The sequence below is a fragment of the Stenotrophomonas sp. LGBM10 genome, from assembly GCF_046736075.1.
Classification (GTDB): domain Bacteria; phylum Pseudomonadota; class Gammaproteobacteria; order Xanthomonadales; family Xanthomonadaceae; genus Stenotrophomonas.
Genome location: NZ_CP177163.1, coordinates 2,740,750 through 2,766,567, shown reverse-complemented (window position 1 = coordinate 2,766,567; position 25,818 = coordinate 2,740,750). Strand labels below are relative to the sequence as shown.

24 protein-coding genes are annotated in these 25,818 nt (G+C 68.0%); 10 read left to right on the top strand and 14 right to left on the bottom strand.

Going from position 1 to position 25,818, the window contains the following annotated elements:
- Nucleotides 1-113: 113 nt before the first annotated feature.
- The 8 genes from ACLB90_RS11810 to ACLB90_RS11775 form a co-directional block, all read right to left on the bottom strand.
- Nucleotides 114-659, bottom strand: a complete 546-nt coding sequence (locus tag ACLB90_RS11810; protein WP_411849673.1) for a hypothetical protein — start codon at nt 657-659, stop codon at nt 114-116.
- 31 nt (nt 660-690) lie between these two features.
- The gene (locus ACLB90_RS11805; RefSeq protein ID WP_411849672.1) at nt 691-1,440 is read right to left on the bottom strand and encodes an HAD family hydrolase; all 750 of its coding nucleotides are present in this window, start codon (nt 1,438-1,440) and stop codon (nt 691-693) included.
- 137 nt (nt 1,441-1,577) lie between these two features.
- Nucleotides 1,578-1,994 carry an EF-hand domain-containing protein gene (locus ACLB90_RS11800; RefSeq protein ID WP_411849671.1) on the bottom strand — a complete coding sequence of 139 codons (417 nt, stop codon included), beginning with the start codon at nt 1,992-1,994 and terminating at the stop codon, nt 1,578-1,580.
- 220 nt (nt 1,995-2,214) lie between these two features.
- The gene (locus tag ACLB90_RS11795) at nt 2,215-2,592 is read right to left on the bottom strand and encodes a hypothetical protein (protein ID WP_411849670.1); all 378 of its coding nucleotides are present in this window, start codon (nt 2,590-2,592) and stop codon (nt 2,215-2,217) included.
- A gap of 67 nt (nt 2,593-2,659) precedes the next feature.
- On the bottom strand, nt 2,660-3,397 hold the full coding sequence (locus ACLB90_RS11790) for a M15 family metallopeptidase (protein WP_411849669.1): 738 nt from the start codon (nt 3,395-3,397) through the stop codon (nt 2,660-2,662).
- Entirely contained in the window at nt 3,351-4,886 is a 1,536-nt protein-coding gene (locus tag ACLB90_RS11785) for a serine hydrolase (RefSeq protein ID WP_411852748.1), read from the bottom strand. Before ACLB90_RS11785 ends, ACLB90_RS11790 begins: the two co-directional genes overlap by 47 nt.
- A gap of 58 nt (nt 4,887-4,944) precedes the next feature.
- The gene (locus ACLB90_RS11780) at nt 4,945-7,944 is read right to left on the bottom strand and encodes a carboxypeptidase regulatory-like domain-containing protein (protein ID WP_411849668.1); all 3,000 of its coding nucleotides are present in this window, start codon (nt 7,942-7,944) and stop codon (nt 4,945-4,947) included.
- A gap of 43 nt (nt 7,945-7,987) precedes the next feature.
- Nucleotides 7,988-9,475, bottom strand: coding sequence for a transglutaminase-like domain-containing protein (locus ACLB90_RS11775; protein ID WP_411849667.1), 1,488 nt, complete (start codon nt 9,473-9,475; stop codon nt 7,988-7,990).
- A gap of 132 nt (nt 9,476-9,607) precedes the next feature.
- Here ACLB90_RS11775 and ACLB90_RS11770 point away from each other — a divergent pair, with 132 nt between their 5' ends.
- The 6 genes from ACLB90_RS11770 to ACLB90_RS11745 all read left to right on the top strand — a co-directional run bounded on the left by ACLB90_RS11770 (nt 9,608) and on the right by ACLB90_RS11745 (nt 15,650).
- Entirely contained in the window at nt 9,608-11,056 is a 1,449-nt protein-coding gene (locus ACLB90_RS11770; protein ID WP_411849666.1) for an SH3 domain-containing protein, read from the top strand.
- Complete coding sequence (locus ACLB90_RS11765) at nt 11,053-12,159, top strand: dipeptide epimerase (RefSeq protein WP_411849665.1); 1,107 nt, start codon at nt 11,053-11,055, stop codon at nt 12,157-12,159. The genes ACLB90_RS11770 and ACLB90_RS11765 overlap by 4 nt, the downstream gene beginning before the upstream one ends.
- A 73-nt stretch (nt 12,160-12,232) precedes the next feature.
- Nucleotides 12,233-13,081: a MurR/RpiR family transcriptional regulator gene (locus tag ACLB90_RS11760; protein WP_411849664.1), complete on the top strand. Its 849-nt coding sequence runs from the start codon at nt 12,233-12,235 to the stop codon at nt 13,079-13,081.
- A 27-nt stretch (nt 13,082-13,108) separates the two neighbouring features.
- Nucleotides 13,109-13,885 (top strand): L,D-transpeptidase family protein, encoded by a 777-nt coding sequence (locus tag ACLB90_RS11755; protein WP_411849663.1) that lies wholly within the window; start codon nt 13,109-13,111, stop codon nt 13,883-13,885.
- The gene (locus tag ACLB90_RS11750) at nt 13,882-15,174 is read left to right on the top strand and encodes an APC family permease (RefSeq protein WP_411849662.1); all 1,293 of its coding nucleotides are present in this window, start codon (nt 13,882-13,884) and stop codon (nt 15,172-15,174) included. Before ACLB90_RS11755 ends, ACLB90_RS11750 begins: the two co-directional genes overlap by 4 nt.
- Nucleotides 15,175-15,302: 128 nt before the next feature.
- Nucleotides 15,303-15,650, top strand: coding sequence for a hypothetical protein (locus tag ACLB90_RS11745; RefSeq protein WP_411849661.1), 348 nt, complete (start codon nt 15,303-15,305; stop codon nt 15,648-15,650).
- Nucleotides 15,651-15,680: 30 nt separating this feature from the next.
- On the opposite strand, the gene yiaA is transcribed toward ACLB90_RS11745, so the two are convergent.
- Complete coding sequence (gene yiaA, locus ACLB90_RS11740) at nt 15,681-16,133, bottom strand: inner membrane protein YiaA (protein ID WP_017357500.1); 453 nt, start codon at nt 16,131-16,133, stop codon at nt 15,681-15,683.
- Between the two features lie 173 nt (nt 16,134-16,306).
- On the opposite strand from yiaA, the gene ACLB90_RS11735 reads away from it, so the two are divergent.
- The gene (locus tag ACLB90_RS11735; RefSeq protein ID WP_411849660.1) at nt 16,307-17,455 is read left to right on the top strand and encodes a PQQ-dependent sugar dehydrogenase; all 1,149 of its coding nucleotides are present in this window, start codon (nt 16,307-16,309) and stop codon (nt 17,453-17,455) included.
- Between the two features lie 75 nt (nt 17,456-17,530).
- Here the strand turns inward: ACLB90_RS11735 and ACLB90_RS11730 are convergent, their stop codons facing one another.
- The 5 genes from ACLB90_RS11730 to tsaD form a co-directional block, all read right to left on the bottom strand.
- Complete coding sequence (locus ACLB90_RS11730; protein ID WP_411849659.1) at nt 17,531-18,097, bottom strand: hypothetical protein; 567 nt, start codon at nt 18,095-18,097, stop codon at nt 17,531-17,533.
- A gap of 97 nt (nt 18,098-18,194) precedes the next feature.
- Nucleotides 18,195-20,369, bottom strand: a complete 2,175-nt coding sequence (locus ACLB90_RS11725; RefSeq protein WP_411849658.1) for a glycoside hydrolase family 3 N-terminal domain-containing protein — start codon at nt 20,367-20,369, stop codon at nt 18,195-18,197.
- 136 nt (nt 20,370-20,505) lie between these two features.
- Nucleotides 20,506-21,780, bottom strand: coding sequence for a mechanosensitive ion channel family protein (locus tag ACLB90_RS11720; RefSeq protein WP_411849657.1), 1,275 nt, complete (start codon nt 21,778-21,780; stop codon nt 20,506-20,508).
- Nucleotides 21,781-21,892: 112 nt separating this feature from the next.
- Nucleotides 21,893-22,255 carry a dihydroneopterin aldolase gene (folB, locus tag ACLB90_RS11715; RefSeq protein WP_136007126.1) on the bottom strand — a complete coding sequence of 121 codons (363 nt, stop codon included), beginning with the start codon at nt 22,253-22,255 and terminating at the stop codon, nt 21,893-21,895.
- A 480-nt stretch (nt 22,256-22,735) separates the two neighbouring features.
- Entirely contained in the window at nt 22,736-23,761 is a 1,026-nt protein-coding gene (gene tsaD / locus ACLB90_RS11710; RefSeq protein WP_411849656.1) for a tRNA (adenosine(37)-N6)-threonylcarbamoyltransferase complex transferase subunit TsaD, read from the bottom strand.
- A gap of 166 nt (nt 23,762-23,927) precedes the next feature.
- Here tsaD and rpsU point away from each other — a divergent pair, with 166 nt between their 5' ends.
- The 3 genes from rpsU (at nt 23,928) to ACLB90_RS11695 (ending at nt 25,789) form a co-directional block, all read left to right on the top strand.
- Nucleotides 23,928-24,143, top strand: a complete 216-nt coding sequence (gene rpsU, locus ACLB90_RS11705) for a 30S ribosomal protein S21 (protein ID WP_002808376.1) — start codon at nt 23,928-23,930, stop codon at nt 24,141-24,143.
- 136 nt (nt 24,144-24,279) lie between these two features.
- Nucleotides 24,280-24,726 carry a GatB/YqeY domain-containing protein gene (locus ACLB90_RS11700; RefSeq protein WP_411849655.1) on the top strand — a complete coding sequence of 149 codons (447 nt, stop codon included), beginning with the start codon at nt 24,280-24,282 and terminating at the stop codon, nt 24,724-24,726.
- A gap of 112 nt (nt 24,727-24,838) precedes the next feature.
- Nucleotides 24,839-25,789 (top strand): YihY/virulence factor BrkB family protein, encoded by a 951-nt coding sequence (locus ACLB90_RS11695; protein WP_411849654.1) that lies wholly within the window; start codon nt 24,839-24,841, stop codon nt 25,787-25,789.
- Nucleotides 25,790-25,818 lie beyond the last annotated feature (29 nt).

The following is a 25,818-nucleotide window of genomic DNA, read 5'->3' as shown; positions in this document are numbered from 1 at the left end:
ACTCGGCAACGGATCACGGGGGGAACAGACAAGCGCGTATTGTCGCCGAGCGGCCCGGCCGCGGCGATCTGCATAGCAGCACGAATCCACCGATGGCACGAACGGCCGCCGCGTCAGGGCGTGGGCGTTGAGCTGCGCGCGGCACGCTGGCGCTGGGCGTGGTCGCCGAGCTGGCGCTGCAGGGTGGCATCGAGGGTGACCGGACGGTCCCAGTGGTCGTGGCTGGCCACGATGGCGTGGCGCAGCGCGCGCCAGTGCAGGTTCTGCGGCGCTACAGGCAGGGCCTTCACAACGTCCTGCCAGTGCCGCGGCTGCCCGTCGGCGGGCACGGCACGGCTCCACGCCTGCACGCTGTCGCGGCAGGACAGGCCAGTGGCATGGGCCCAGAAGCAGGCGAAGTAGATGTCGCCGGCCTGCCAGCCGTGGGTAAGCAGCAGCGCGGCGATATAGCCGCGCGGGACGCCGGCATAGCGCGAGACCTCGTCCAGGAAGCTGTCGGGGTAGCGCTCGGCGTAGTGGTTGATGTCGCGCAGCTGCACGTCCACCCAGTCATCGCCGGTGGCGACGACGTAGGCGTCGGACTTCTCCGGTGTCTGCTGCGCCGGCGCGGCCACGGGCAGCACCAGCAGCAACAGGACAAGCAGCGTGCGCAGGGTCATGGGACGATTCTGCCGCAGCGCTGCATGCGTGTCAGGCCTGCGCTGCCTTGGCTTCGATGGTGCGCAGCGCCTGCGGCCAGTCGAAGGCGGTGGGGGCATCCACCATGCGCGGCTCGTCGTCCGCCACGCCGTGCTGGGTTTCATGCGCCCAGGTCACGGCATACGGGGTGTGGATGCCCCAGCCGCCCAGGGTGATCACCGGCTCGATATCCGAGCGCAGCGAGTTGCCCACCATGCAGAACCGCGCGATCGGCAGGTCGAACTCCTCCAGCACGCGCGCGTAGGTTTCCGGGTCCTTCTCGGACACGATCTCGATGCGCGGGAACAGATCGCGCAGGTTGGCGAGCTTGATCTTGGCTTCCTGGTGGAACAGGTCGCCCTTGGTGATCAGCACCACCGGGTAGTCGCGGGCAATCTCGGTGACCGACTCGCGCACGCCGTCGATCAGCTCCACCGGGTGGCGCAGGGTGTCATGGCCGATGTCGAGGATCTGCTGCAGGTCGCGGGCGCTGATCATCTGCCGGGTGATCTCGATGGCCGCTTCGACCATCGACAGGGTCATGCCCTTGACGCCGTAACCGAACACGCCAAGGTTGCGCTGCTGCACTTCCAGCAGGTGGCGCGCGGTCTGGGTGTCGTGCACGTCGATATAGCGCGACAGGATGTCGAGGTAATCCTGCTCGGCCTTGCGGTAATAGTCCTCGCTCTTCCACAGCGTGTCGTCACCGTCAAAACCGACCAGGCCGATTGCGCCTTGCGGCGTGGGCATGGAGGTCATCATCGGGCAAGGATAGCAACACCGGGCAGCGCGCCCAATGACGGAAACGGGCAAAAAGAAGGGCGGCCGAAGCCGCCCTTCCCCCTCACTGCCGTTCACCGGTGTCCAGCGGTGTCGGGCCCTGCCTGTACGGGATCGCGTTAGTTGCCCGGCTGTGCGCCGTTGCCGGCGGCCGCGCCCTGCTGGGCAGCGACGTAGGCCTTGTATTCATCCGGGCTGAGTTCGCCGTCCTTGTTGGTGTCGGCCTGGTCGAACACCTGCGCCAAGCCGGCGTTGACCTGCGATTCGGTCTTGCTGATGGTGCCGTTGCCGTCGGTATCTACGCTGGCCCAGGTCTGGCCGCCGCCACCGTTGGCCTGGGCCGAGGCCTGTGCTGCCGCACCGGACGCTGCATCGGCGGCATCACCGGCCTGCGCTGCCGCCTGCTGCGCCTGCGCCGCCTGGGTCTGGGCCTGCGCGGCGCTCTGCTTGGCCGACTGGGCCATCGCCGGAATGGCCAGCACACTGCCGGCGGCGACGATCAGGGCGATCAGGGGCTTGCGGTTGCGAATAGTCATTGGGGTGGTCTCCTTGGGTGGATGTTGCGCGGCCGTTGTTTCCGCACGGCCTCCACCCTGCCACCCCGTTTGTGAATCGATATTGCGTGGCGATCGGCGTGCGCACGCGGTCTTAACCACCTGCGCGCAGGCGTGGATTACCGCACTGGTTACGCACAGGTGAGCAGACAGTAAGACGCGCATTCAACCGGCCCGGATTTAACCGGATGCAAACGGAAACTCAGTCGTGCGTGGCGCTTTTTTCGCCTGAGCGCGAACTGAATATCATCCACCCCAGTGCGACACCCCCCAACGCACCGGCTACTTCCAGCACGACGCGCGAGCCCAGTTCGTTGGGATCGTGGATGCCGGCCAGGAACAGCCGCGCATACAGCGGCGATTCCAGCCGCATCATGCCCATGTAGAACAGCTTCCAGGCATCGATGCCGGCCGAAACGATCACCGCGATCACGCACGACCAGCCGATGGCGTGGCCCATCGACCACTGCGCCCAGCGGCACAGCCGGTGCCACAGGGCGTACACCAGCAGCCCGACCAGCAGCGCGATCAGGCCCGCTTCCAGCGTTCCCAACAGTCCAAAGTGCAGTGGCAGGTTCATCGCGGTCCGGTCGGCAGGTCAGCGCACAGTGTAGCGGTGCGCCGGCGGCACACCCCGTCCGCGCGGCTCAGCGCACCGGGATGTCGTAGGCGGTGGTGGGGCTGGGCTCGGGCTGCAGGGTGTAATGCCACCACTCCAGCGGGTAGTTGGCGAAGCCGTGGCGTTGCATGGCACGCAGCAGCTGCTGGCGGTGGGCGCGCTGCGCGGCGCTGATGTCCGGCGCATCGGTGTGGGCGCGCGTGCCGAAGAAGTCGAAGCCGGTGCCCATGTCCAGTGCGGTGCAGGGACCGGCGCGGCAGTCGAGCAGGGTCAGGTCCACGGTGGCGGCGCGGCTGTGGCCGGAGGTCTCGGCGATGTAGCCATCGAGCAGGTCCGGCTTGTCCACCTGCGGATACTGCAGCGCCTTGCGCGACTGCTCGGCCGGATCGTGCGCCCACGCCACGAAGGCCTGCACCGCGCGCACCGGCCGGTAGCAGTCGTAGATGCGCAGGGCGAATCCGTCGCGGTGGAGGTCGGCCTGCACCCGGGCCAGCGCCGCGGCAACCGGTGCAAGCAGGTAGCACTTGGGCGCCTCGTAACCGGGGACCGGCGCGGCAGTGAAGTTGTCCGGGCCGGCATAGCGGATGTCCAGATCGAGCCCGGGGATGGCCTGCCCCACATCCACCAGCCCTGCGGCGGCAGCGTCGCGCGCCGGCGATACGGTCACCGTGGCCGCGCCCACCGGCAGCGTGGGCAGGGCCAATGCGACGGCCAGCAGGCTACGGACAATCGCCGATACGGGTGAAGTGCAGGTCCTGGTAGTCATAGCTGAAGTCGATATCCGGGTCGATCGCGGCGAGGGCGATGCCAGGCGGCGTGCCGTCATCGGGCTGCAGCCAGGCCTCGGCATCGGTACCGAGCGTATCCCACTGCACCAGCCAGCGGTTGCCGAGCTGCATCACGCGGCCACGCAGCCGCGGCGATTTGTCCACCTGCAGGCGCAGCACGCCCCGCTCGGGGCACACCGACGCCTCGCCCAGCCAGGGGTCGCGGTAGCGCCCGTGCCAGCGTGCGGTGGCGGCCAGCGGCGCGGGCCGGCGCGCGCGGGTATCGGGCCGCACGTGGCCGGCGCTGCGGCGCGCGCCGCGTTCGGCATCCAGCTGCTGCAGATACCCCGCCACCGTGTGCGCCGCCGCCGGGGCGGTGTAGTGCTTCAGGGCGGCCTGCATCAGTGCGGTGCGCGCGTCGTCGGCGTCGCTGTTGATCAGGATCACTACGCCAACGCGGCGGTCAGGCAGCAGCGCCAGCGAGGAATACATGCCCGACAGGGTGCCGGTATGCGCCACCTTCCACTGCCCGTCCATGTCCGACAGGCGCCAGCCGTAGCCATAGGCGAAGACGTGTGCGTTGTCCCAGCGGCGCTGGCGCTCGCCCAGCGGCATCGGCATGTGCGCGGTCCACAGCGCCTGGCGCTGCGCACTGCCCAGCCAGCCCGGCACCAGGGCGGGATCGAGCAGCACCTGCATCCAGCGGGTCATGTCACGCAGGCTGCAGCGGATGCCGCCGGCCGCCATCGAAGGCTGGTCCGGGCTGGTGTCGCCATCGGCACCTTCGACCACCGGCCGGCCGTGCGCATGCCGATGCGGCTGGGCCACGTTGCCCACCTGGGTCACCGACCACGCGCCCACCTGGCAGCGCTCCATGCCCAGCGGCACGAAGACCTCCTCGCGCAGCAGCTGGTCGTAGGGTTTGCCACCGGCCGCGGCGGCGACCTCGCCGGCCACCACGTACATCAGGTTGTCGTAGGCGTAGCCGCTGCGGAAACTGGTCACCGGTTTGAGATGGGCCAGGCCGGCAATGATGTCCTGGCGGGTGAACCGGTTCGGCTCGGGCCACAGCATCAGGTCGCCCGCGCCAAGCCCCAGCCCGCTGTTGTGGATGAGCAGATCGCGCACCTGCATGTTCCGCGTCACCCACGGGTCATGCATGCGGAACTGCGGCAGGTACTGGATGACCGGGTCATCCCAGCGCAGCCGGCCGCGCTCGACCAGCCGCGCCAGCAGCGCGGCGGTCATCGCCTTGCTGTTGGAGGCGATCTTGAACAGCGTGTCCGCATCCACCTGCGCGCCGGCGGCATCGCCACGCGGTCCTTCGGCACGCTGGTACACCACCTGGCCCTGATCGATCACGGCCATCGCCATGCCGGCCACGTCGCGCTGGCGGGCCTGGTCGTACATCGGGTCGAACACCGCCGTTGCCGGGCCCTGCCCGGCGGCCGGCGCGACGCCGGCCACCAGCAGGCCCAGCGTCGCCATCCACCTGCTGCGCATCGCGTTCTCCGCGGCGGCCCGCGAAACGGGCCGCCCTGGGGGCTCAGTAGTTCCAGGTCACGGTCAACTGCGCATAGCGCGGCGACTGGAAGCCGGTGCCGAAACCATACAGCGGATTGGGCGTACCGATGCTGTCCTGCGGCTCGTAATCCTGGTCCACCGACACGGTGCGCTGCTGGTTGAGCACGTTGTACACCGCCAGCTTGACGCGCAGATCCAGCGGCACCGGGATCTTGTAGGCCACGCTCAGGTCCAGGTCGTAGGTCCACGGGGTGCGGCCATCGCCGCCGCGCGGCGAGTGCACGAACACACGCTCGGACGGCACCGTGGTCTGGCAGTTGGCCACGCACACGTAGTAGCTGTGGAAGTCGGTGTCGTCGAACGGGTTGCCGGCGCCGAAGCGGGTGATCGGACTGCCCGACTGCACGCCCAGGGTGGCAGCCACGGTCAGGTTTTCGGTGACGGCGTAGCTGCCGCGGAACTTGAACTGGTGGCGGCGGTCGTTGGCCAGGTAGCCGTAGCCGCGATAGTTCACCCACGGGTTGTCGAAGTTCTCGGTGCGCCCCGAATCGGCGAAGTCGGTATCGGAGTTGACCGGGCCTTCGGCATTGCCGCGGCCGTAGGCCAGGGTGTAGGACGCATTGAAGCCCCACACGCCATCCCAGGCGCGGTCGACCTGCAGTTCCAGCGCCTTGTAGTCGCGCTTGGGCTTGACCCAGCCCCGCTGGCCTACATAGTTGCCATCGTCGTCGTACAGCGCCCAGCCTTCGCGCGAGGTGTCGATGTCGATCCACGCATCGTTGCTGCCATCGCAGTCGCTGTCGCCCCACACGGTGTTGGTACGCCCGGGATTGCCCATGATCCACACGCTGTCCACCGGTCCGCACTGGCCGGTGGCGGTGATGTTCATGTCATCGATGGCGTTGTGCAGGCGGCGGTAGGTAACGCTGGCAGCCACCGACCAGGATTCGCTGAGCATGTGCTGGAAGCCCAGGATCGCCTCGTCCTGGTACACCGGGTCCATGTCGCGGTTCACTTCGGCGCGCAGGTCCGGCACGCTGCCGTCGCCCTGCGAGTTGTCGACCGGGCCGATCTGGCCGCCGAGGTAGGGCACGTTGTTGGCGGCACCGCTGTAGCCGAGGAACTCGTACCACGTACGTTCGTCGAGGAAGCCACCGGCCTGCTTGATGTTGATGACGTTGGCCACCGGCAGGAAATAGCGGCCAAGGTTGCCGAACACCTTGGTGGTGCCATCGCCGCGCACGTCCCAGGAGAAGCCCAGGCGCGGGGCGATCATGTCGTCGATCTTGATGTAGCTGTCGCCGTCGCCGCCCTTGTTGTCGAAGCCTTCCATGCGCGCGCCGATGTTGAGCAGGAAGTTCGGCGTGACCTGCCAGTTGTCTTCGAGGTAGTAGGCCGAGTTGATGGTTTCGAACGAACCGGCCACTTCATAGCGGCGGGTGCGCACGACCAGGCCGCTGGCCGGCACAACGCCGCCATTGAGCGAGCTGCCAGGGGTGCGGTAGTAGACGTCGTAGCGCAGGCCGCCCGGGCCGGGGTAGGCGCGCTCGTAGTCGGAAGTGTTCTCTTCGCGGTCCAGGCCGAAGCGCAGCAGGTGGTTGCCGATGGACCATTCGAAATCGGCGCGGCCGGCCTTGCGGGTATCCAGTGCCGACTCCAGCTGCGAGCTGCTGGTGCAGCTGCGGTCGCCCTGCAGGTCGGTCGGCACGCCCTGGCTGGCGGTGCGGTTGTCAAACACGCGGTTGCAGTTCTCGTCCATCAGACTGCTCTGCGAGCGGTTGCGCTTGTTCTCGCCGTACATCAGCTTCATGGTCAGCGCGTCGTTGACCTGCCAGCTATAGGTGCCCGACCAGTTGGTGCCGCCCACGGTGTTGTAGATCTGGCTGGTGCGGTCGCCCTCGGCCAGGCCGGTGCCGTAGTTGTAGCGGTAGACGTCGGTGACGGTGTCGCTCTTGTCGGAGAAGCCGAACAGCGACAGCATCTGGTTGTCGGTGATCTGCCAGTCGAGCTTGCCGCCCCAGAACGGGTCGTCTGCGGTGCCGCGGTTGAGCACGTTGCCGGCATCGTCGGTGGAGTTGGGCCTGTAGTCGCGCGCTTCGTACATGCCGAAGAAGAACAGCTTGTCCTGCACCAGCGCACCGGAAGCGAACAGGTTCAGCGCACTGCGCGAATAGTCATCGCGGCTGGCGGTGATGTAGCGGCTGCCGCTGGCGTCGTAGTGGTCGCGCGCCTGCGACTGCCAGGCGCGCGGTTCCAGCACCAGTTCGGCGCCAGCCTTGAAGTCGTTGCTGCCCGAACGGGTAACCGCGTTGATCACACCGCCCGTGCTGCGCCCGAACTCCACTGAATAGCCGCCGGTCTTGACCTGGAATTCCTGGTAGAACGCGAACGGCACCGAGGAGAAGCCGACCCGGTTGTAGAAGTCGGTGACGTTCAGGCCGTTGATGTAGACGGTGTTCTCGGCCACCGAGGAACCGCCGAAGGAGATGCCCTGCCCGCCCAGCGAGCCCTTGCCCTTCACGGCGCCCGGCGCCAGCAGCGCCACGGCGGTGATGTCGCGGTCCACCGGCAGGCGCGACAGCTCTTCGCGGGTGATGTTGGTGGCCGATTCGGTGGACTTCACGTCCACCATCGACACCACCTGCGGCGCGCGCACTTCCACCGTGCCCAGGGTGTTGACGCCGCTGACCGGCACGTTGACCGTGGTGGTGTTGCCCAGGCCAACATCGACCTGGCCAACACGTGCCGCGGCGCCACCGCCGACCGACACCTCCAGATCGTAGGTACCCACCGGCAGCAGCGGGATGCGGTAGCCGCCGTTGGCGTCGGCCTTCACCGAGCGCACGAAGCCGGTGGCCGGGTTGCGTACGGTCACCGTGGCGTTGTCCAGCGCCTGCCCGCCATCGATGACCAGCCTGCCCACCACCGCGCCGTCCTGCGCCAGCGCCACCGGCGCCACGCTGCCCAGGCATGCGCCCAGTGCGACGCACAGCGCCGCCCGCTTCAATCGATTCACCTTCATTGCCTGCTCTCTCCTGCAGATGTTGAATCAGGGATACCGCCGATTACCGCGCGGCCTCCAGCGGCACCACGTGCGACTGGAAGTCGTAGTTCCATTGATCGAAGTACAGGTTGCCGCCGGACCACTCCGCTTCGCCGCGCTGGGAATCCACGGTCTCCGAGCGGACGTGCTGTTTGGCCGGCACCAGGGGCTGGGCGTAGTCGTCGTTGAAGGCGATGCGGTAGGCGTCCAGGCCACCGAGGTAGAAGTCGCGCAGCGCCGGGTCGGGGCTGTCCAGGCGCCCGGTGGTCACATCCATCGGCACCCAGCCGTACGGGGCCAGGTACACCGCGCCCCAGTCGTGCAGGTTGTTGTAGCCCACCGCGTCATCGGAATAGACCATGCCGGACTGCCAGCGCGACGGAATGCCGTTGAGGCGCAGCAGGGTCATCAACAGCAGCGTCTGCTGGCCACAGTCGGCGTGGCCGGCATGCAGCGCGTAGTCGCTGATGTTGGAGATCGTCGAATACTCACGCGCGCCGCCCCACGGAATCCGGTCGACCGCGTCGAACAGCCGCTGCACGATGCGGTAGGGGTTGGTTTCGGTACCCACCACGCGCTGCGAGAAGGCGCGCAGGGCGGGCGTGAACAGCATGTGCGGCGCGCGTTCGGCCAGGTAGGGCTGCAACGCCGGATCGTCGGGCGTGGGCAGCACCTTGGCCGGGTCGATCGGGATATGCCGCGCGTACACGGTGACCGCGTAGCGGATCTCGAACGCGGTGGGCGTGCCGGCCACGGCGGTGCGCTCCAGGTAGGCGGTGCGCTGCAGCGTGGCCTCCGGGGCGATGCGCGCGCCGGCCGGGGTGCTGGCGATCCAGCGGATGTCGGCCTGCTGGCCGGGAATCGCACGCGGATAGGGAATCCACGCACGCACCGTCTCGCCGGCGGGCACGGCGTCGGCCTTGACCACCAGCGACTGGGTCACCTCGACCCGGCGCGGCACCAGGCTGGTGGCGCCGCTGGCGCGCGCGGCCGCGACGATCTCATGGTGGTGCGGGCCAAGATGTTCGTAAGGACCATCGACCGGGGCCGGCACCGTTGGCGCTCGGCGCGCACGCGCCTGCGCACTGACCCGGAACAGGTTGGACGGCGCGCGGTTGAAGTAGCGCCGCTGCCCATCGATGTCGAGGTGCTCGATCAGGCCCGCCGCGTCCCAGCGCGCGAACTCGTCGTCGCGCAGGTCGGGAATCTGCCGGCGTACCTGGGCCTTGGCGGCATCGGCATCCAGGCGGAAGTCGAGCCGGATGCGCGCCATGCGCTCGCGCTGGAAGGCATAGTCCTCACGCGCGGCAGCGCTCAGCGCCGCGTCCTGGAGCGCCGCGGTGATGGCGGCGTCGGCCTGGGCGAATGCGCCACGGTCGATCTGCGCCACCACCTCCGGCACCGGTACCGCCGCAGCCCCCCACAGCGGGGGCAGCGCCAGCAGCAGGCAGGCGACGGTGCGCCAGGCGACACGGCGGCATGAAGGCGGTTTGCGCGAAGCAGGATCCACAGCGACACTTCCCAAGGTGCGGGTGGTAATCGCTGTGTAACACGAGGCGGGAAGACGGTCAATAATTTATTCTTGCTTTCCATGAAAAAAGGAATAAATATTCCTGACGCTTCCGAGGAGGGTGACCGCTTCATGATCCTGGCTTCCCCCTGCCGCCCCGTGCGGACCCCGTGGCTGGCGCGCGCACTGCTGCTGGCGCTGTTGGCCGGCGGCACGGCCGGTGCCGCCACCGCGCCGCCGCCCGCCGCGTCGGCCGCCGAACCCGGCGGTGTGATCGGCCTGCGCGAGGCCTACCTGGACCCGGCGTTCTGGGCCGGTCGCCTGCCCGATCCGGACCGGGTGATTCTCGACCGCGCCGGCATCGCCGCGCAGAACGCGCGCATGCGCGCCACCGACCCGTCCCTTCACGACCTGCGTGCCCTGCCGGCACAGCTGCCGCGCGCGCGGGTGCTGGCCGATATCCAGGCGTTGTCACGGTGGCCGACCAAGCCGCTGTATGGCGCGGATGGGCAGCCCATCGGCGAGCCGCAACGCCGCGCCGCACTGGCCAACCTCGGCCTGGAGGCGGTGCCGGCCCAGCGCCCCGTGCAGTACGGCCTGGTCACCCATCGCGCGGCGCTGCGCGCCTTCCCGACATCGCTGCGGGTGTTCACCACGCAGGGCGACACCGATATCGACCGCTTCCAGGAATCGGCCCTGTTCCCCGGTGATGCGGTGGCGGTGCTGCATGAAAGCGCCGACGGGCAGTGGCTGTTCATCACCAGCGAGCGCTACGCGGCCTGGATCGAGCGGCGCTTCGTCGGCATCGGCGATGCCGATACGGTGCTCGGCTACGGCCAGCACGGCCCGTACCGGGTGATTACCGGCGCCACCGCGTTCACCGCCTACACGCCGGAAGAACCGCGCGTGTCGCGCCTGCAACTGGACATGGGCGTGCGCCTGCCGGTGCTCGCCAACTGGCCGGCCAACACGCCCGTCAACGGCCAGCAGGCGCATGCCGCGCATGTGCTGCAGGTGCCGGTGCGCAACGAGGACGGCCGCCTGGCGCTGGTGCCGGCGCTGCTGCCGCGCTCGCAGGACAGCGCCCCCGACTACCTGCCGCTGACGCCACGCAACCTGCTGCAGCAGGCCTTCAAGTTCCTCGGCGAACGCTACGGCTGGGGCCACGACTACGACACCCGCGACTGCAGCGGCTTCGTCTCGGAGATCTACCGCAGCGTCGGTGTGCTCGTGCCGCGCAACACCAGCGCGCAGGCTGTCAGCCCGGCACTGGACCGCATCGCCTTCGATGCGAAAGACGGCAAGGCCCGCCGTGACGCCGCCGTGCAGCAGCTGCAGGTCGGCGACCTGGTCTACATCCCCGGCCACGTCATGGTCACCATTGGCCACCTCGACGGCCGCACCTGGGTGATCCACGACACCGCCGGTGGCAGCTGGTTCGATGCCGACGGCACGCGGGTGCAGGCGCATCTCAACGGGGTATCGGTGACACCGCTGGAGCCGATGATGGCCAGCGACACCGTCAGCTACATCGACCGCATCACCAACATCCAGCGCATTCGAGCCAAGACCCCTGAATGAAGATCACCGACATCGAACTCGGCATGCTGCGCGTGCCGCTGAAAACCCCATTCAAGACCGCGCTGCGCACCGTGGATACCGTGGAAGACGTGGTGGTGCTGATCCGCACCGACAGTGGCCACACCGGCTACGGTGAGGCCCCGGCCACGGCGGTGATCACCGGCGACACCCACGGCTCGATCGTCGAGGCCATCAACGGCTTCATCAAGCCGCGCCTGATCGGCCAGGACGTGGCCAACCTCAACCATCTGTGCGGCCTGGTCCAGTCCTCGCTGGAGCGCAACACCAGCGCCAAGGCGGCCGTGGAGATCGCGCTGTACGACCTGTGGGCGCAGCTGCACAACGCACCGCTGTACCGCATGCTCGGCGGCGGCGATCCGGTGATCACCACCGACATCACCATCAGCGTGGACTACATCGACAAGATGGTGGCCGATTCGCTGTCGGCCATCGATCGCGGGTTCGAGTCGCTGAAGATCAAGGTCGGCAAGGACATCGGCCTGGACATCGAACGGGTCAAGGCGATCCACGCCGCCGTGCAGGGCCGCGCCCTGCTGCGCCTGGATGCCAACCAGGGCTGGACCGCCAAGCAGGCGGTGCACGCGATGCGCACGCTGGAAGAAGCCGGGGTGGTGCTGGAGCTGCTGGAACAACCGGTCAAGGCGGCCGACATCAGCGGCCTGAAGTACGTCACCGACCGCGTCAACACGCCGGTGATGGCCGATGAGAGCGTGTTCAATCCCGGCCAGGTGGTGGACCTGATCCAGCAGCGCGCGGCGGACATCATCAACATCAAGCTGATGAAGACCGGCGGGCTCTCCAATGCGATCCGCATTGCCGACATCGCCGCGATCTACGGTGTGCCGTGCATGATCGGCTGCATGATCGAGTCAAGCATCAGCGTGGCGGCGGCCGTGCACCTGGCGGTGGCCAAGAGCGATGTGATCACCAAGGTGGACCTGGACGGCCCTTCGCTGGGGCAGTTCAACCCGGTCACCGGTGGGGTCAACTTCAACGAATCGGAGATCACCATCAGCGATGCGCCGGGGCTGGGGATCACCGAGGTGCGCGGCCTGGAGATGATCACGCCGCCGCGCTGGTAGGCCGCTGCACGGGCGCTACCGCCGACCGTTGATCCCGCTTACCCTTCCTGCAACCGGACCCACGCTGAGCCCCATGCCGCCCCTGGTGAAAATCCGCTCCGAGCGTGACCACATGTCGGCGATCGAACGCCGCATCGCCGATTTCATCCTCGACAATGCCCACCTGCTGCGCGACTACTCGTCCCAGCAGCTGGCCAGCGCACTGGGCATCAGCCAGTCCAGCGTGGTCAAGTTCAGCCAGAAACTGGGCTTCAAGGGCTACCCGGACCTGAAGTATTCCATCGGCGAAGCGGTGGCCCGCGCCGGCCACGACCCGCAGGCGCGCCCACCGTCGCCGAGCGCCGCCGACGACTACGCCGGCATCGCCGGGCGCCTGCGCCTGAGCAAGGCGGCCGCCGAGGAAGAGACGGGCCTGGCCAATCCGCAGGCCGACGTGGAAGCCATCGTGCGCCTGCTCGACGGCGCGCCCAAAGTGTTCGTGTACGGGCTTGGCGACGATGGTCTGTATGCGCGCGAGTTCGCGATGCGGCTGTCGCTGCTGGGCATGCTGACCGTGCACCATGCCGACCCGATCCTGATGATGGCCAACCTGTCGGCCGCGCGCGCCGGCGATGCGATGCTGGTGTTCTCCGAGTTCGGCAAACTGCCGCAGCTGTTCCAGCTCTCGCGGCAGTTCCAGGACATGGGTGGCAAGGTGGTGTCGATCACCCGCCACAGCGCCAACCCGCTGCGCGCGCATGCCGATGCCTCCCTCGTGGTGTGCGCGCACGACCCCGCGCCGCACGTGGCGCAGCTGCTGTACCGTGCGTCGCTGCAGTCCCTGCTCGACTTCGTCTTCGTGCTGTTGTGCCACGCCAACCCGGACCGCCACCGCCAGCTCGGGGTGAACCTGGAACGGATCGAACACCTGATCGATACCTGATCGACCCCTGGTTTACCGGAGTCCACGATGCTGCCGCTGCTGCGTACCGCCCTCGCCGTTACCGCTCTCGCTGCCGCGCTGCCGGCCGGCGCACTCACCCGCTTGCCGCCGATGTCGCGCAGCCAGCAGGCCATCGTGGTGGTCACCGACAGCTGGGATGCCACCCAGGGCCGGCTGCAGGCCTATGAGCGCCGGAGCGACAGCGGCCCGTGGCGCAGGCACGGCCCCGCCTTCACCGTGGCCGTGGGGCGGAACGGCAGTGCCTGGGGCGTGGGCCGTGCGTCGCTGCACAACCAGGGGCCGCAGAAGAAGGAAGGCGACGGGCGCAGCCCCGCCGGCATCTTCGAGATCGGCCCGGCATTCGGTTATGCGCCGAAGATCGCCAGTGCGATGCCGTACCAGCCGATGACGGCCAGCCACTACTGCATGGATGTGCCCACCTCGCCCAACTACAACCGCATCGTCGATGCGAAGGACGTCGGTGCCGCCGCAGTGAAGGGGTCCACCGAACCGATGCGGCTGGACCTGCACAACAAGGGCGATGTGCGCTATCGCGAGGGCTTTGTGATCGAGCACAACAGCGGCGGCACGCCTGGCAAGGGCAGCTGCATCTTCGCTCACCTCTGGCGCACGCCGGGCGAGGCCACGGCCGGCTGCACGGCGATGGAACCGCGGCACATGAAGGCCCTGCTGGCCTGGCTGAAGCCGGATACGCACGCGGCATTCATCCTGCTGCCGAAGAAGGAGTACACCAATCTGCAGGGGCCGTGGGAGTTGCCGGCCCTGACCGGAGCGATGCGTTGAGCGCCCCGGCCGAACCGCAGCTGGAACGCGCGGTCAGCCGCTGGCAGATCGTCGGGCTGTCGATCAACGATGTGATCGGCAGCGGCATCTACCTGCTGCCGGCAGCCACCGTGGCGCTGCTCGGGCCGTTCAGCCTGTGGGGCGTGGTGGCTGCGGGCATCGTGGTGGCGCTGCTGGTGCTGTGCTACGCCCAGGCGGCCAGCTATTTCGATGAGCCGGGCGGCAGCTATCTGTATGCACGCGAGGCATTCGGGCGCTTCGCCGGGTTCGAGATCGGCTGGATGATCTGGCTGACCCGGATCAGCTCGGCCGCCGCATTGAGCAATGCGCTGGCCGATGCGGTGGCGCGCTTCTGGCCGTGGGCCGGGCATGACATAGGCCGCATCGCGATCATCGTGGTGTCGCTGGGCTTCCTGACTGCAGTCAACGTGGCCGGCGTGCGGTCGGCCGCGCGCACCGGGGTGATCCTGGTGATCGGCAAGTTGCTGCCGCTGCTGCTGTTCGTGGCGGTTGGCGCGTTCTACGTGGACATGGACCTGGCCTTCTCCGGTGTGCGCCCGGACCCGCACGACCTGCAACGGATGGGCGAGGCGGCGCTGTTGCTGCTGTATGCCTACGCCGGCTTCGAGAACATCCCGGCTGCCGCAGGCGAGTACAAGAATCCGCGCCGCGACATCCCGTTCGCGCTGATCACCATGATCGTCAGCGTCACCGTCATCTATGGCGCAGTACAACTGGTGGCGCAGGGCACCCTGGCCAATCTGGCCAGCTCGCCAACGCCGCTGGCCGATGCCGCCTCCAGTTTCGGTGGCGAGGCGCTGGCGCTGATCCTGACGGTGGGCGCCACCATCTCCATCCTCGGCACCAACAGCAACACCATGATGATGGGCCCGCGGTTCCTGTTCGCGCTGGCCCGCGACGGCTACGGGCCGAAGCTGCTGGCCAACGTGCATCCGCGCTTCCGCACCCCGGCGGCGGCGATCGTCACCCAGGGCGTGATCGCGCTGGCGCTGGCGTTGTCGGGTTCGTTCGTGCAGTTGGCGCTGCTGTCGATGACCACGCGTCTGTTCGCCTACATCGGTACGGCTGCGGCGGTACTGGTGCTGGCACGGCGTTTCGCCAACCGCCCCGGTGCGCTGAAACTGCCGGGCGGCCCGCTGATTCCGGTGCTGGCACTGGTGCTGTGCCTGGCGTTGTTCGTCAGTGCCAGTTGGCAGAACATCGCGGCGGCGCTGGTGGCCTTCGCGGTCGGCGCGGTGATCTACAAACTGCCGCGCAAGGCGACGTGACGGCGCGTTGACACGCACGAAGGCGGGGTGATGTGCCGCGCGGCGTTTGATGCGGCATTCACTCCGCTGGCCCACGACGTTAACCGGCGCTCCGCTACGGTGATGTCTCACCCCACCGGAGCCAACAGATGAGCCCTGACTACCAGATTCCCGGCCGGGTGCCGGAAGACGGCGTGCCGCGCCAGGCCGTGTCGGACTACTGGCGCGAGCGTTTCTCCGCCGAACCCTACTACGACCAGAGCCAGTTCTTCGACGATTACGAGCCGGCCTACCAGCTGGGCCACTACTCGCGCGCCGACGACATCATCCGTGCGTACGAAGAGGTGGAAGCCGAACTGGAAACGCGCTGGGCGCAGGAGCGCGGCAAGAGCAAGCTGACCTGGGCACAGGCGCGCAACGCGGTGCGCCGTGGCTGGGACGAATCCACCGCCCTGCGCCAGTCCCACCTGGACAAAGGCGTGCCGCGCGGCACCTGACCGGCCCGCGCAGCACGCCCACGGCCGCCCTCAGTCCAGCGAGGGCGGCGTGACCGGCCTGGCCGGCAGCGGCGGCAGCGTTGCGCCGTTGGCGGCCATCAGGTCGCGGGTGTTCTTCTGCACCGCCACGGCGCCAAACAGCGCCAGTGCGAACGCCATCCCGTAGAAGCCCTTTTCGCTCAGCAGCAGCGTGGCATTCCACAAGCCCACCAGCAGCAACAGCAGCGAAGCCAGCAGGGCGAACCAGCACAGCGCGTAGTACAGGCCGCTGACGGGAATGGCCTCGGCCTTGTCGCGCACGCTCTTCTGCAGCGACACCGCCGCGAACAGACCGAACAGCAGCAGGGTGAGGTAGTAGCCCTTCTCGTTGAGCGCCATCTCGGCGTTGAACAGGCCCACCAGATAAGCAGCAGCGCCCAGCAGCAGCGCGCTCCACGAGGCGGCGATGAACGCGGCGGACGGTTTGTGTACCTGTTGCTTCATGATTCCAACTCCCTTGGAAGACAGTGATGCGGGGCCGCCCCACGGGCGGCTGGCCCAAACGGTAGCCGATCCGCGCACTGGCGCATACGGGGAGTGACGTATGGTGCACGCGGCGCGGACGGGCATGGTGTACAAACTCTATCTGGCCATCGCATCCCCTCCGGAGATACTCCATGACCCGCAAGCTGCTGCTCTCGCTCGCCATCAGCCTTACCCCCGCCCTGTTCACCACGGCCTGCGTGGCCGCCGACAAGGCCGCCGCCCCCGCCGTCGAAAAGGCCCACTGGCCGTTCACCGCTACCGCCGTGGGCACCTTCAACGAACCGTGGGCGATGAGCTTCCTGCCCGACGGCAGCCTGCTGGTCAGCGAGAAGCGCGGCACGCTCAAGCATTTCAATCCCACCACCCGCACCAGCGCCACCATCAGCGGCGTGCCCGAGGTGGCCTACGGCGGCCAGGGCGGTTTCGGCGATGTCCTGCCGCATCCGGATTTCGCCCGCAACCAGCTGCTCTACGTCAGCTACGCCGAGGCCGGTGAAGGCGACACGCGCGGCGCGGCCGTGGCGCGGGCGCGCCTGGTGCTGCAGCCCGACGGCAGCGGCGCGCTGCAGGATCTGAAGGTGATCTGGCGGCAGACGCCCAAGGTCGAGGGCAAGGGCCATTACGGCCACCGCCTGGCCTTCGGCCCGGACGGCAAGCTGTGGATCACCTCCAGCGAGCGCCAGAAGTTCGACCCGGCGCAGGACATGGGCGGCAACCTCGGCAAGATCGTGCGACTGAACGACGACGGCAGCGTGCCGGCCGACAACCCCTTCGCCTCGCAGGGCGGCGTGGCCGCGCAGGTGTGGTCGCTGGGCCATCGCAATGCGCTGGGCATCGCCTTCGACGCGCGCGGCAAGCTGTGGGTGCACGAGATGGGCCCGGCCGGCGGCGATGAGCTGAACCTGATCGAGCGCGGTGCGAACTACGGGTACCCGGTTGTCTCCAACGGCAACCACTACGACGGCCGCGAGATTCCCGACCACAGCACCCGGCCCGAGTTCGCCGCGCCCAAGGTGACCTGGACTCCGGTGATCTCGCCGGCCGGCTTCATCATCTACTCCGGCACGCTGTTCCCGCAGTGGAAGGGCAGCGGCTTCATCGGCGGGCTGTCGTCGACCTCGCTGGTGCGGGTGGCCTTCGACGGCGACAACGCGCGCGAAGCCGAGCGCTTCCTCATGGGCGAGCGCATCCGCGAAGTGGAACAAGGGCCCGACGGCGCGATCTGGCTGCTGGAAGACGGCAGCAACGGCAAGCTGCTGAAGCTGACGCCGAAGGCCTGACAGCGCAGCGCCGGCACCGCGCCGGCACTGGCGTGGCGCCCTCGCCGTCAGGCGGGGGCGCGGCCACCCAATGGCCTACTGGATGGTGACGACCTTGACCTCGGTACGGCTGCAGGCCTTGTCCAGGCAGGCGCCGTTGAGCCAGACCTGGCCGTCGCCGATCATCACCCCCTGCTGGTTGACCATCACCGTGTCGAAGGTCTGCGCCGCAATGGCCTTGCGCACGGCCGGGGTCAGGATGCGCTCGTAGTTGCGCTGGAATTCGCCGGGACCGGCGATCGTGGCGCCGTTGGCGATTTTCAACGGGAAGCGGACTTCCTCGACCACCGCGGCACGGTCGCCGCCATTGACCGCCTTCTGGAAGGCGATGAAGACCGCTTCGTACTGCGCGGCATCACCGAGAACACTGTCGATCCGCTGGCGCACGTCGCCGGCGGCGGCAGGCGCGGCAGCAGCGGGCGGTTGCGCCGCATCGGCAGCCGGTTCCACCGCATCCGGCGACAGGCCGGCCGCTGGCGCCTCGTCGGGTGGCGCGGTGGTGGCCACCGGTGGCGACGTGGGGGCCGTCTCTGCCGGTGGCGGTGCCGGCTGCGAACAGGCAGCCAGCAACAACGTGGGGACCAGGAATGGGATCAGGCGCATCGGACGCTCCATCGGTTCAGCCGGGTCGCCAGCCTAACGCCGGCGCCGTCAGCCAAGGATGACGAGCGGGGTGCCGGCCAATGGCCGGCACCGCCGATCAACCGGCGAGCAGTTCGAAGATGACCGGCTCGCCGCTGGCCGAGGAGGCGCACACCCACAGGTCGAACTGGCCCGGTTCGGCGCGGAACACGCCATCGCGGCCGGTGAAGCCGAGCGCATGGCGATCCAGCGTGAACTGCACCTGCGTGCTCTGGCCCGGCTGCAGGGCCACCTTGCGGAAGTCCTTCAGCTCGCGCACCGGCCGCACGCGGCTGGCGACGCGGTCGTGGATGTACAGCTGCACCACTTCCTCGCCAGCCACCGCACCGGTGTTGGTCAGCGTGGTGGTGATGGTCAGCGTGTCGTCCCAGCCCAGCGTGGCGCTGCTCAGCTCCGGCACGCCGTACGCGAAGGTGGTGTAACCCAGGCCGTGGCCGAACGGATACAGCGCCGCGTTGGGGATCTCGCGCCAGCGCGCCTTGAACTCCGACATGGTCGGCAGTTCCGGGCGGCCGGTGCGCGGATGGTTGTAGAAGAACGGCTGCTGGCCGGACACCTGCGGGAAGCTCACCGGCAGGCGGCCGGAGGGGCTGTAGTCGCCGAACAGCACGTCGGCAACGGCCGGACCCGTCTGGGTGCCCAGATACCAGGTCACCGCCACGGCCTGAGCGTTGCGCACCGCACCCTGCAGCGCCAGCGCACGCCCGTTGCGCAGCAGCACCACCAGCGGCTTGCCGGTCATCGCCACCGCTTCGGCCAGCGCCTGCTGCGCGGCCGGCAGGGTGATTTCCACCCGCGACTGCGCCTCGCCGCTGTAACGCTGCGGTTCGCCCAGCGCCAGCACCACCACGTCGGCGCGCAGCGCGGCGGCCACGGCCTGCTCGATGCCGTCCTGCACGGGCGCTTCCAGCGCGCAGCCCGGAACGATGTCCAGCAGCGCTTCATCGCTGATTGCGGCGCGCACGCCGTCTTCCAGGGTGACATAGCGCGACTTGTCGCCGAACAGCGTCCAGCAGCCTTCGATGTTGTCGCGGTCCTGCACGAACGGGCCGATCAGCGCGATCTTCTGCCCGGCCTTCTTCAGCGGCAGCACGTCGCCGTCGTTCTTCAGCAGCACGATCGAACGTCGTGCGGCATCGCGCGACAGCGCGTCGTGCGCGGCGATATGCGCGGTATCGGCTTCGCGCGCCAGGTCCAGCGAGCGGTACGGATCGTCGAACAGGCCGATCGCCTCTTTCAGCTTGAGGATGCGGCGCACCGATTCATCCAGCGTGGCCATCGGCACCTCGCCGCTGGCGATCAGGCCGGGCAGGTGTTCGGCATAGAAGCCGCTCTGCATGCTCAGGTCCAGCCCGGCGGTGAACGCCTTGGCGGTGGCATCGCGGTCGTCGGCGGCATAGCCGTGGGCGACCAGTTCCATGTCGGCGGTGTAATCGGAGATCACCACGCCCGGGAACTGCCATTCGCCGCGCAGGATGTCGGTGAGCAGTTCGGCGTTGGCGCTGGCGGGCACGCCGTTGATGTCGTTGAAGGACGACATCACGGTCAGCGCGCCGGCCTCGAAAGCGGCCTTGAACGGCGGCAGGTGGACATCGCGCAGGGTCTGCGGGGAGATGTCGACCATGTTGTATTCCATGCCGGCCATCACCGCGCCATAGGCGGCGAAGTGCTTCGGCGTAGCCAGCAGCGCATCGGCCGCGCGCAGGTCCGGGCCCTGGAAGCCGCGCACGCGGGCGGCGGCGAACGCACAGCCCAGCACCACGTCTTCACCGGCGCCCTCGGCCCCACGGCCCCAGCGCTGGTCGCGGGCGATGTCCACCGCCGGCGCATAGGTCCAGTGCAGCCCGGCGGCGGTGGCTTCCACCGCCGTGGCGCGCGCGGTGCGCTCGGCCAGGTCCGGCTCGAAGCTGGCGGCCTCGCCCAGCGGAATCGGGAACACGGTGCGCATGCCGTGGATGACGTCGGCCGCGAGGATCACCGGGATGCCCAGGCGGCTTTCTTCCAGCGCCACCTGCTGGATGCGGCGACCCGCTTCCACGCCCACGCCGTTGAACAGCGACCCCACTTTGCCTTCACGGACCTGTTGCAGCACCTGGTCGGCATTGCTGACGTTCGCTTCCGGGTTCACGTCCGGCGCGAAGGGCCGGACCATGTCCGCGAACACACCCAGCTGGCCGACTTTTTCTTCGACGGTCATCTGGGCAATGAGGGTTTCGATGCGATCGGCGGCCACCGGCTGTCCTTATGAAAACGTTTACAAGGCCGGGATTCTAGCGTTCCCGAGCCCGTTGTGAATGATTTTGGCGTTCATTTTTCTTCCCCGCAGGGAAATCCCGGCGCTGCCGAGGCGTCGCCGGGGGCAGAGGAGCTTACTCCGCGAAGGCGCGCTGCTGCTGCGCGGCCATCAACATGGCGTCGCTCGACGCCTGGAATACGCGCAACCCGAAGGCCGGCAGGATCGCCAGGAGATGGTCGAACACATCCGACTGCACCCCTTCGTAGGCGGCCCAGGCGGTGCTGCGGGTGAAGCAGTAGATCTCCAGCGGCAGGCCCTGCGTGGTGGGCTGCAACTGCCGTACCAGCAATGTCATATCCGTATGGATGCCCGGGTGCTGGCGCAGGTAGCGCTCGACATAGGCGCGGAACGTGCCCAGGTTGGTGACCCGGCGCGCGTTGATCGCGTCCATGCCCTTGGCACGCAGCTCGGCGTTCCACTGCGCCAGCTCGGTCTGCTTGTCGCGCAGGTACTCGCGCAGGAGCGCGAACTGTTCCAGCCGCGCCAGCCCCTCTGCATCCAGGAAGCCCACGCTGTGCTGGTCCAGGTACAGCGCGCGCTTGATCCGGCGTCCACCGGCCTCCTGCATGCCGCGCCAGTTCTTGAACGACTCGGTGACCAGCTTCTTGGTCGGGATGGTGGTGATGGTCTTGTCGAAGTTCTGCACGGTGATGGTGTGCAGGGCGATGTCGATCACATCGCCGTCGGCGTTCTGGCTGGGCATCTCGATCCAGTCGCCCAGCCGCACCCGGCCATCGCCGCTGATCTGTACGCTGGCCACCAGCGACAGGATGGTGTCCTGGAAGATCAGCATCAGCACGGCGGTGGCCGCGCCCAGGCCGGTGACCAGCGGCCCCAGCTTCACCCCCAGCAGGGTGGCCACGATGGACAGGCCGGCGATCACGAACACCACGATCTTCACGACCTGCAGGTAGCCCTTGATCGGCTTGTTGCGCGCGTCCGGACGGCGCTCGTACAGATCGTTGGCCGCATCCAGGGCGTGCGAGACGGCCAGCGCCACGGTCAGCACCGCCCAGGCCCGGCAGGCCCCCACCACGAACTCCACCAGTTGGGCCGGCAGATCCGGCACCACCTGGACGCCGGCGGCGATGACCATGCTCGGCACCACGTTGGCCAGGCGCGAGATCACCCGCAGGTTGTTGCCGCCTTCATTGCCTGCGGCGTTGCCGGGCAGGCGGCTGACCAGCTTGCGCAGGCCGCGCAGCAGGATCCGCTTGGTGACGAAGTTGGCCAGCCAGGCGGCCAGTGCCAAGGCCGCCACAACCAGCAGGGTGTAGGCCCAGGGCCAGGGTTCGAGGGTGTGTTGAAGGTCCTGCAGCCACTGGGGTGCTGCTACCGCATCGAGCATGGTGGGGGGGTCTCCAAATGCGTGCGTTGCCGGGCAGAGCCCGGCATTACGGGGGCTGGTTGCCGGGCAGAGCCCGGCACTACGGAGGTGCGTTGCCGGGCAGAGCCCGGCATTACGGGTGCTGGGTGGCGGTGCGTTCGATGATCACGCCGACCGCGCGGGCGCCGCGTACTGCGCCCGGCTTGCTGAGCTTCAGCCGCAGCCACTCCACGTTGAATTCGCGCAGCACGATCTCGGCGATGCGCTCGGCCAATGTCTCGACCAGGCCGAAGTCGGACTCGCGCACGAACTGCTCGATGCGCTTGCTGACCGCTTTGTAATTGAGGGTATCGGCAATGTCGTCGCTGGCCGCCGGGCGCCGGTTGTCGAAGCCCATTTCCAGGTCGAAACGCAGGGTCTGGCGGATCCGCCGTTCCCAGTCGTAGATCCCGATCAGGGCGTCGATCTCGAGCCCTTCGATGAATACCTTGTCCATAGGAATGCCACGTGGAAGATGGCGAACATGGTAACGGGCCGCTCCGGAACGTGCCGGGAACCAGGAAAGACAAAGGGCCCCTCTCGGGGCCCTTTGCTTACTTCTTGTCCCCGGGGGGAGATGGTTTCCCATCCGCGAATCCCGGTGGCGCGTGGAACAGACGCTACGAGCGTGCCCCCCCCCAACGTCAACCTTTGTTCGCCGGAAATGAGATGGAATCCACCCTCCCCCGTTTCCACATTGATCCAAGCGATCTCGATATGCAGATCAGTGAAAAGAGTCGATGGATGACGTCCGGATTCCCGATGCCGCCCTGGTGCCCCACACACGTAGCGTTGCACAGACCAGGGACGAGGATGCTGCCGCACCATGCAGATCGAGGATGCCGTGACACGGGCACTGTCGGTGGACCGGCTACGTACCTATCTTGAATCGGTCACTGCTTTGTTGCGGGAGCGGCCGGGCTGACGGACGTGTTTCCTACACCGCCGGCAGCGTGGCCATGTCCCAACGCGGGGTGACCTGCACCTGCGGCGGGTTGTGCTGCCCCGCTTCCAGCCGCAGCGCGCCGGCAAAGGCGATCATCGCGCCGTTGTCGGTGCACAGCGCCGGGCGCGGGAAGCAGACGCGGCCGCCGCGGCGGCGCGCCATCTCGTCCAGGCGCGCGCGCAGGCGCCGGTTGGCACCCACACCGCCGGCCACCACCAGCACATCGCAGCCGGCCGCATCCAACGCACGGTCGCACTTGATGGCCAGGGTTTCCACCACGGCATCTTCAAAGCCGCGGGCGATATCGGCGCGGGTCTGCTCGCTCTGGTCGCTGTCGCGCCAGGCCAGCAGCACCTGGGTCTTCAGGCCGGAGAAGCTGAAATCCAGCCCGGGGCGATCGGTCATCGGCCGGGTGAAGCGGTACTTGCCCGGCGTTCCACGCTCGGCCAGCGCGGCCAGCTGCGGGCCCCCCGGGTACGGCAGGCCCATCAGCTTGGCGGTCTTGTCGAAGGCCTCGCCGGCCGCATCGTCCAGCGTCTCGCCCAGCAGGCGGTACTGGCCGATCCGGTCGACCGCCACCAGCTGGGTATGGCCACCGGACACCAGCAAGGCCACGAACGGCGCCTCGGGCGGGTCGTCTTCCATCAGCGGGGCCAGCAGGTGGCCTTCCATATGGTGGACACCCACTGCCGGCACCTCCAGCGCCCAGGCCAACGAACGGGCCACGCCGGCGCCGACCAGCAGCGCGCCAACCAGCCCCGGGCCGGCCGTGTAGGCCACCCCGTCGATGTCCGAAACCTGCATGCCGGCCTCGGCCAGGGTCTGGCGGATCAGCGGCAGCAACTTGCGGACGTGATCGCGGCTGGCCAGTTCGGGCACCACTCCACCGTATTCAGCGTGAAGGGCGATCTGGCTGTAGACCGCATGGGCGCGCAGGGCGTCAACACCGGTCAGCGCGGTGTCGTACACCGCCACGCCGGTCTCATCGCAGGAAGATTCGATACCAAGGACTCGCATACCGCGTATTATGGACCTCTTGAGGCCCGGCAGATGCACCGCCAGCCCATCTGACTCCACCCGTGGCCAAGAAGTTTGCCGGGGTGGGTTGCAACTTCTTTTGTCGCCGCTATAATGTGCGGCTCTCACCGGGCGTGACCCGGTTCTACTGTGTCCCGGAGATTCCATGCCCAGCGTTAAAGTCCGCGAGAACGAGCCCTTCGAGTTTGCGCTCCGTCGCTTCAAGCGCACCTGCGAAAAGGCCGGCGTGCTGGCCGAAACCCGCAAGCGCGAGTTCTACGAAAAGCCGACCCAGGAGCGCAAGCGTAAGGCTGCTGCTGCTGTGAAGCGTCAGCTGCGCCGCTCGTCGCGCGACGTCACCAAGCGTCAGCGCCTGTACTGATCGGACGCAACTTCGATGCGGCAGGCCTGTCCTGTCGCGGCGGAGCCGAAGCCGGAACGCGCAAGCGTTACCGGCTTTTTGCGTTCCCGCTCTGAAATGTCGATTGCCCCCCTCTTCCACCGATACGAGGTGTTCCATGAGCCTGAAGCAGCAGCTCACCGATGACATGAAGGCCGCCATGAAGAGCGGCGAGAAGCACCGCCTGGGCGTGATCCGCCTGATCAACGCGGCGATCAAGCAGAAGGAAGTGGACGAGCGCATCGAGCTGGACGACACCGCCGTTGTTGCCGTGCTCGACAAGATGGTCAAGCAGCGCAAGGACTCGGTCACCCAGTTCGAAGCGGCCAACCGCGAAGACCTGGCGCAGATCGAGCGCGACGAGCTGGTGGTCATCGACCAGTACCTGCCCGCCAAGATGGGCGAAGCCGAGATCGTGGCCGCCATCCAGGCCGCCATCGCCGAAACCGGTGCCACCGGCGCGGCCGACATGGGCAAGCTGATGGGCGCACTGAAGCCCAAGCTGGCGGGCCAGGCCGACATGGGCCTGGTGTCCAAGCTGGTCAAGGCACAGTTGGCCGGCTGAGTTCCCGCGGGTAGCGCCCATCCCCGCGATGGGCGCCAACCGTAGTGCGCGCGCGGTGCATCGCCGCGCGCGTTTCACCCGGTCTTCGAACCGGGGCTGTTAGAAATCCAGCATGTCTTCGTTGCCGCCTTCCCCCGCGCCCGAACCGGCGCACGACCCGTCCCGCCTTCCGCCCCGTCTGCGCAAGTACGTGGACCGGCTCGAACGCAGCTTCCCGGTTGCCGTGGGCAAGCGCTTCGTCGAGGTGGACGTGCTGACCCAGGCCGCCTCGGTGTCCTTCTACGCGTTGCTGTCGATGGCCCCCCTGCTGGTCCTGCTGCTGTGGCTGACCGCCTCGCTGTATCCGCCGGCACAGCAGGCGCTGATCACGCAGATCAACGACGTGGCCGGCAGCAGTGCCGCCACCGTGGCCGATACCGTGCTCAAGAACGCCGACAACCAGCCCGATGTGGGCTCGCTGGCCGGGGTGTGGAGCACGCTGCTGCTGTTCATCGGCGCCACGGCGGTGTTCGCGCAGCTGCAGAACGCCCTCAACCTGATCTTCAACACCAGTGGCGAGCGCCTAGACGGCATCGTGGCGTGGCTGCGCAAGCGCGTGTTCTCGTTCGGCGTGGTGCTGGCGCTGGGCTTCCTGCTGATCCTGTCGATGACCGCCACCACCATGCTGCAGGTGGCCTTCGCGCAGTTGCCCTCGGTGCTGCCGGCCGTGGGCTACCTCACCAGCCTGGCCCTGTACACGGTGGGCTTCGCCTTTCTCTACCACTACCTGCCGGACCGCCGCGTGGCGTGGCGCCAGGCCTTCATCGGCGGCGCGATCACCTCGGCACTGTTCGCGCTGGGCCGCTATGCCATCGGCCTGTACATCGCCACGGTCGCCCCCGGCAGTGCTTATGGTTCGATGGGCGCGCTGGTGATCTCGCTGGTATGGATCTACTACGCCACGGTGGTGTTCTTCGTGGGCGCCCTGATGACCGCGGTGGTCGACGAGCGCCTGCGCGCCCGCTTCCACCTCGCGCAGGCGGGCATCGCCGCGCCCAAACCGGGCGAAGTGGTCGGCAGCTAGTAGACTAGTCCGGTCCCCCGCTGCCCTGC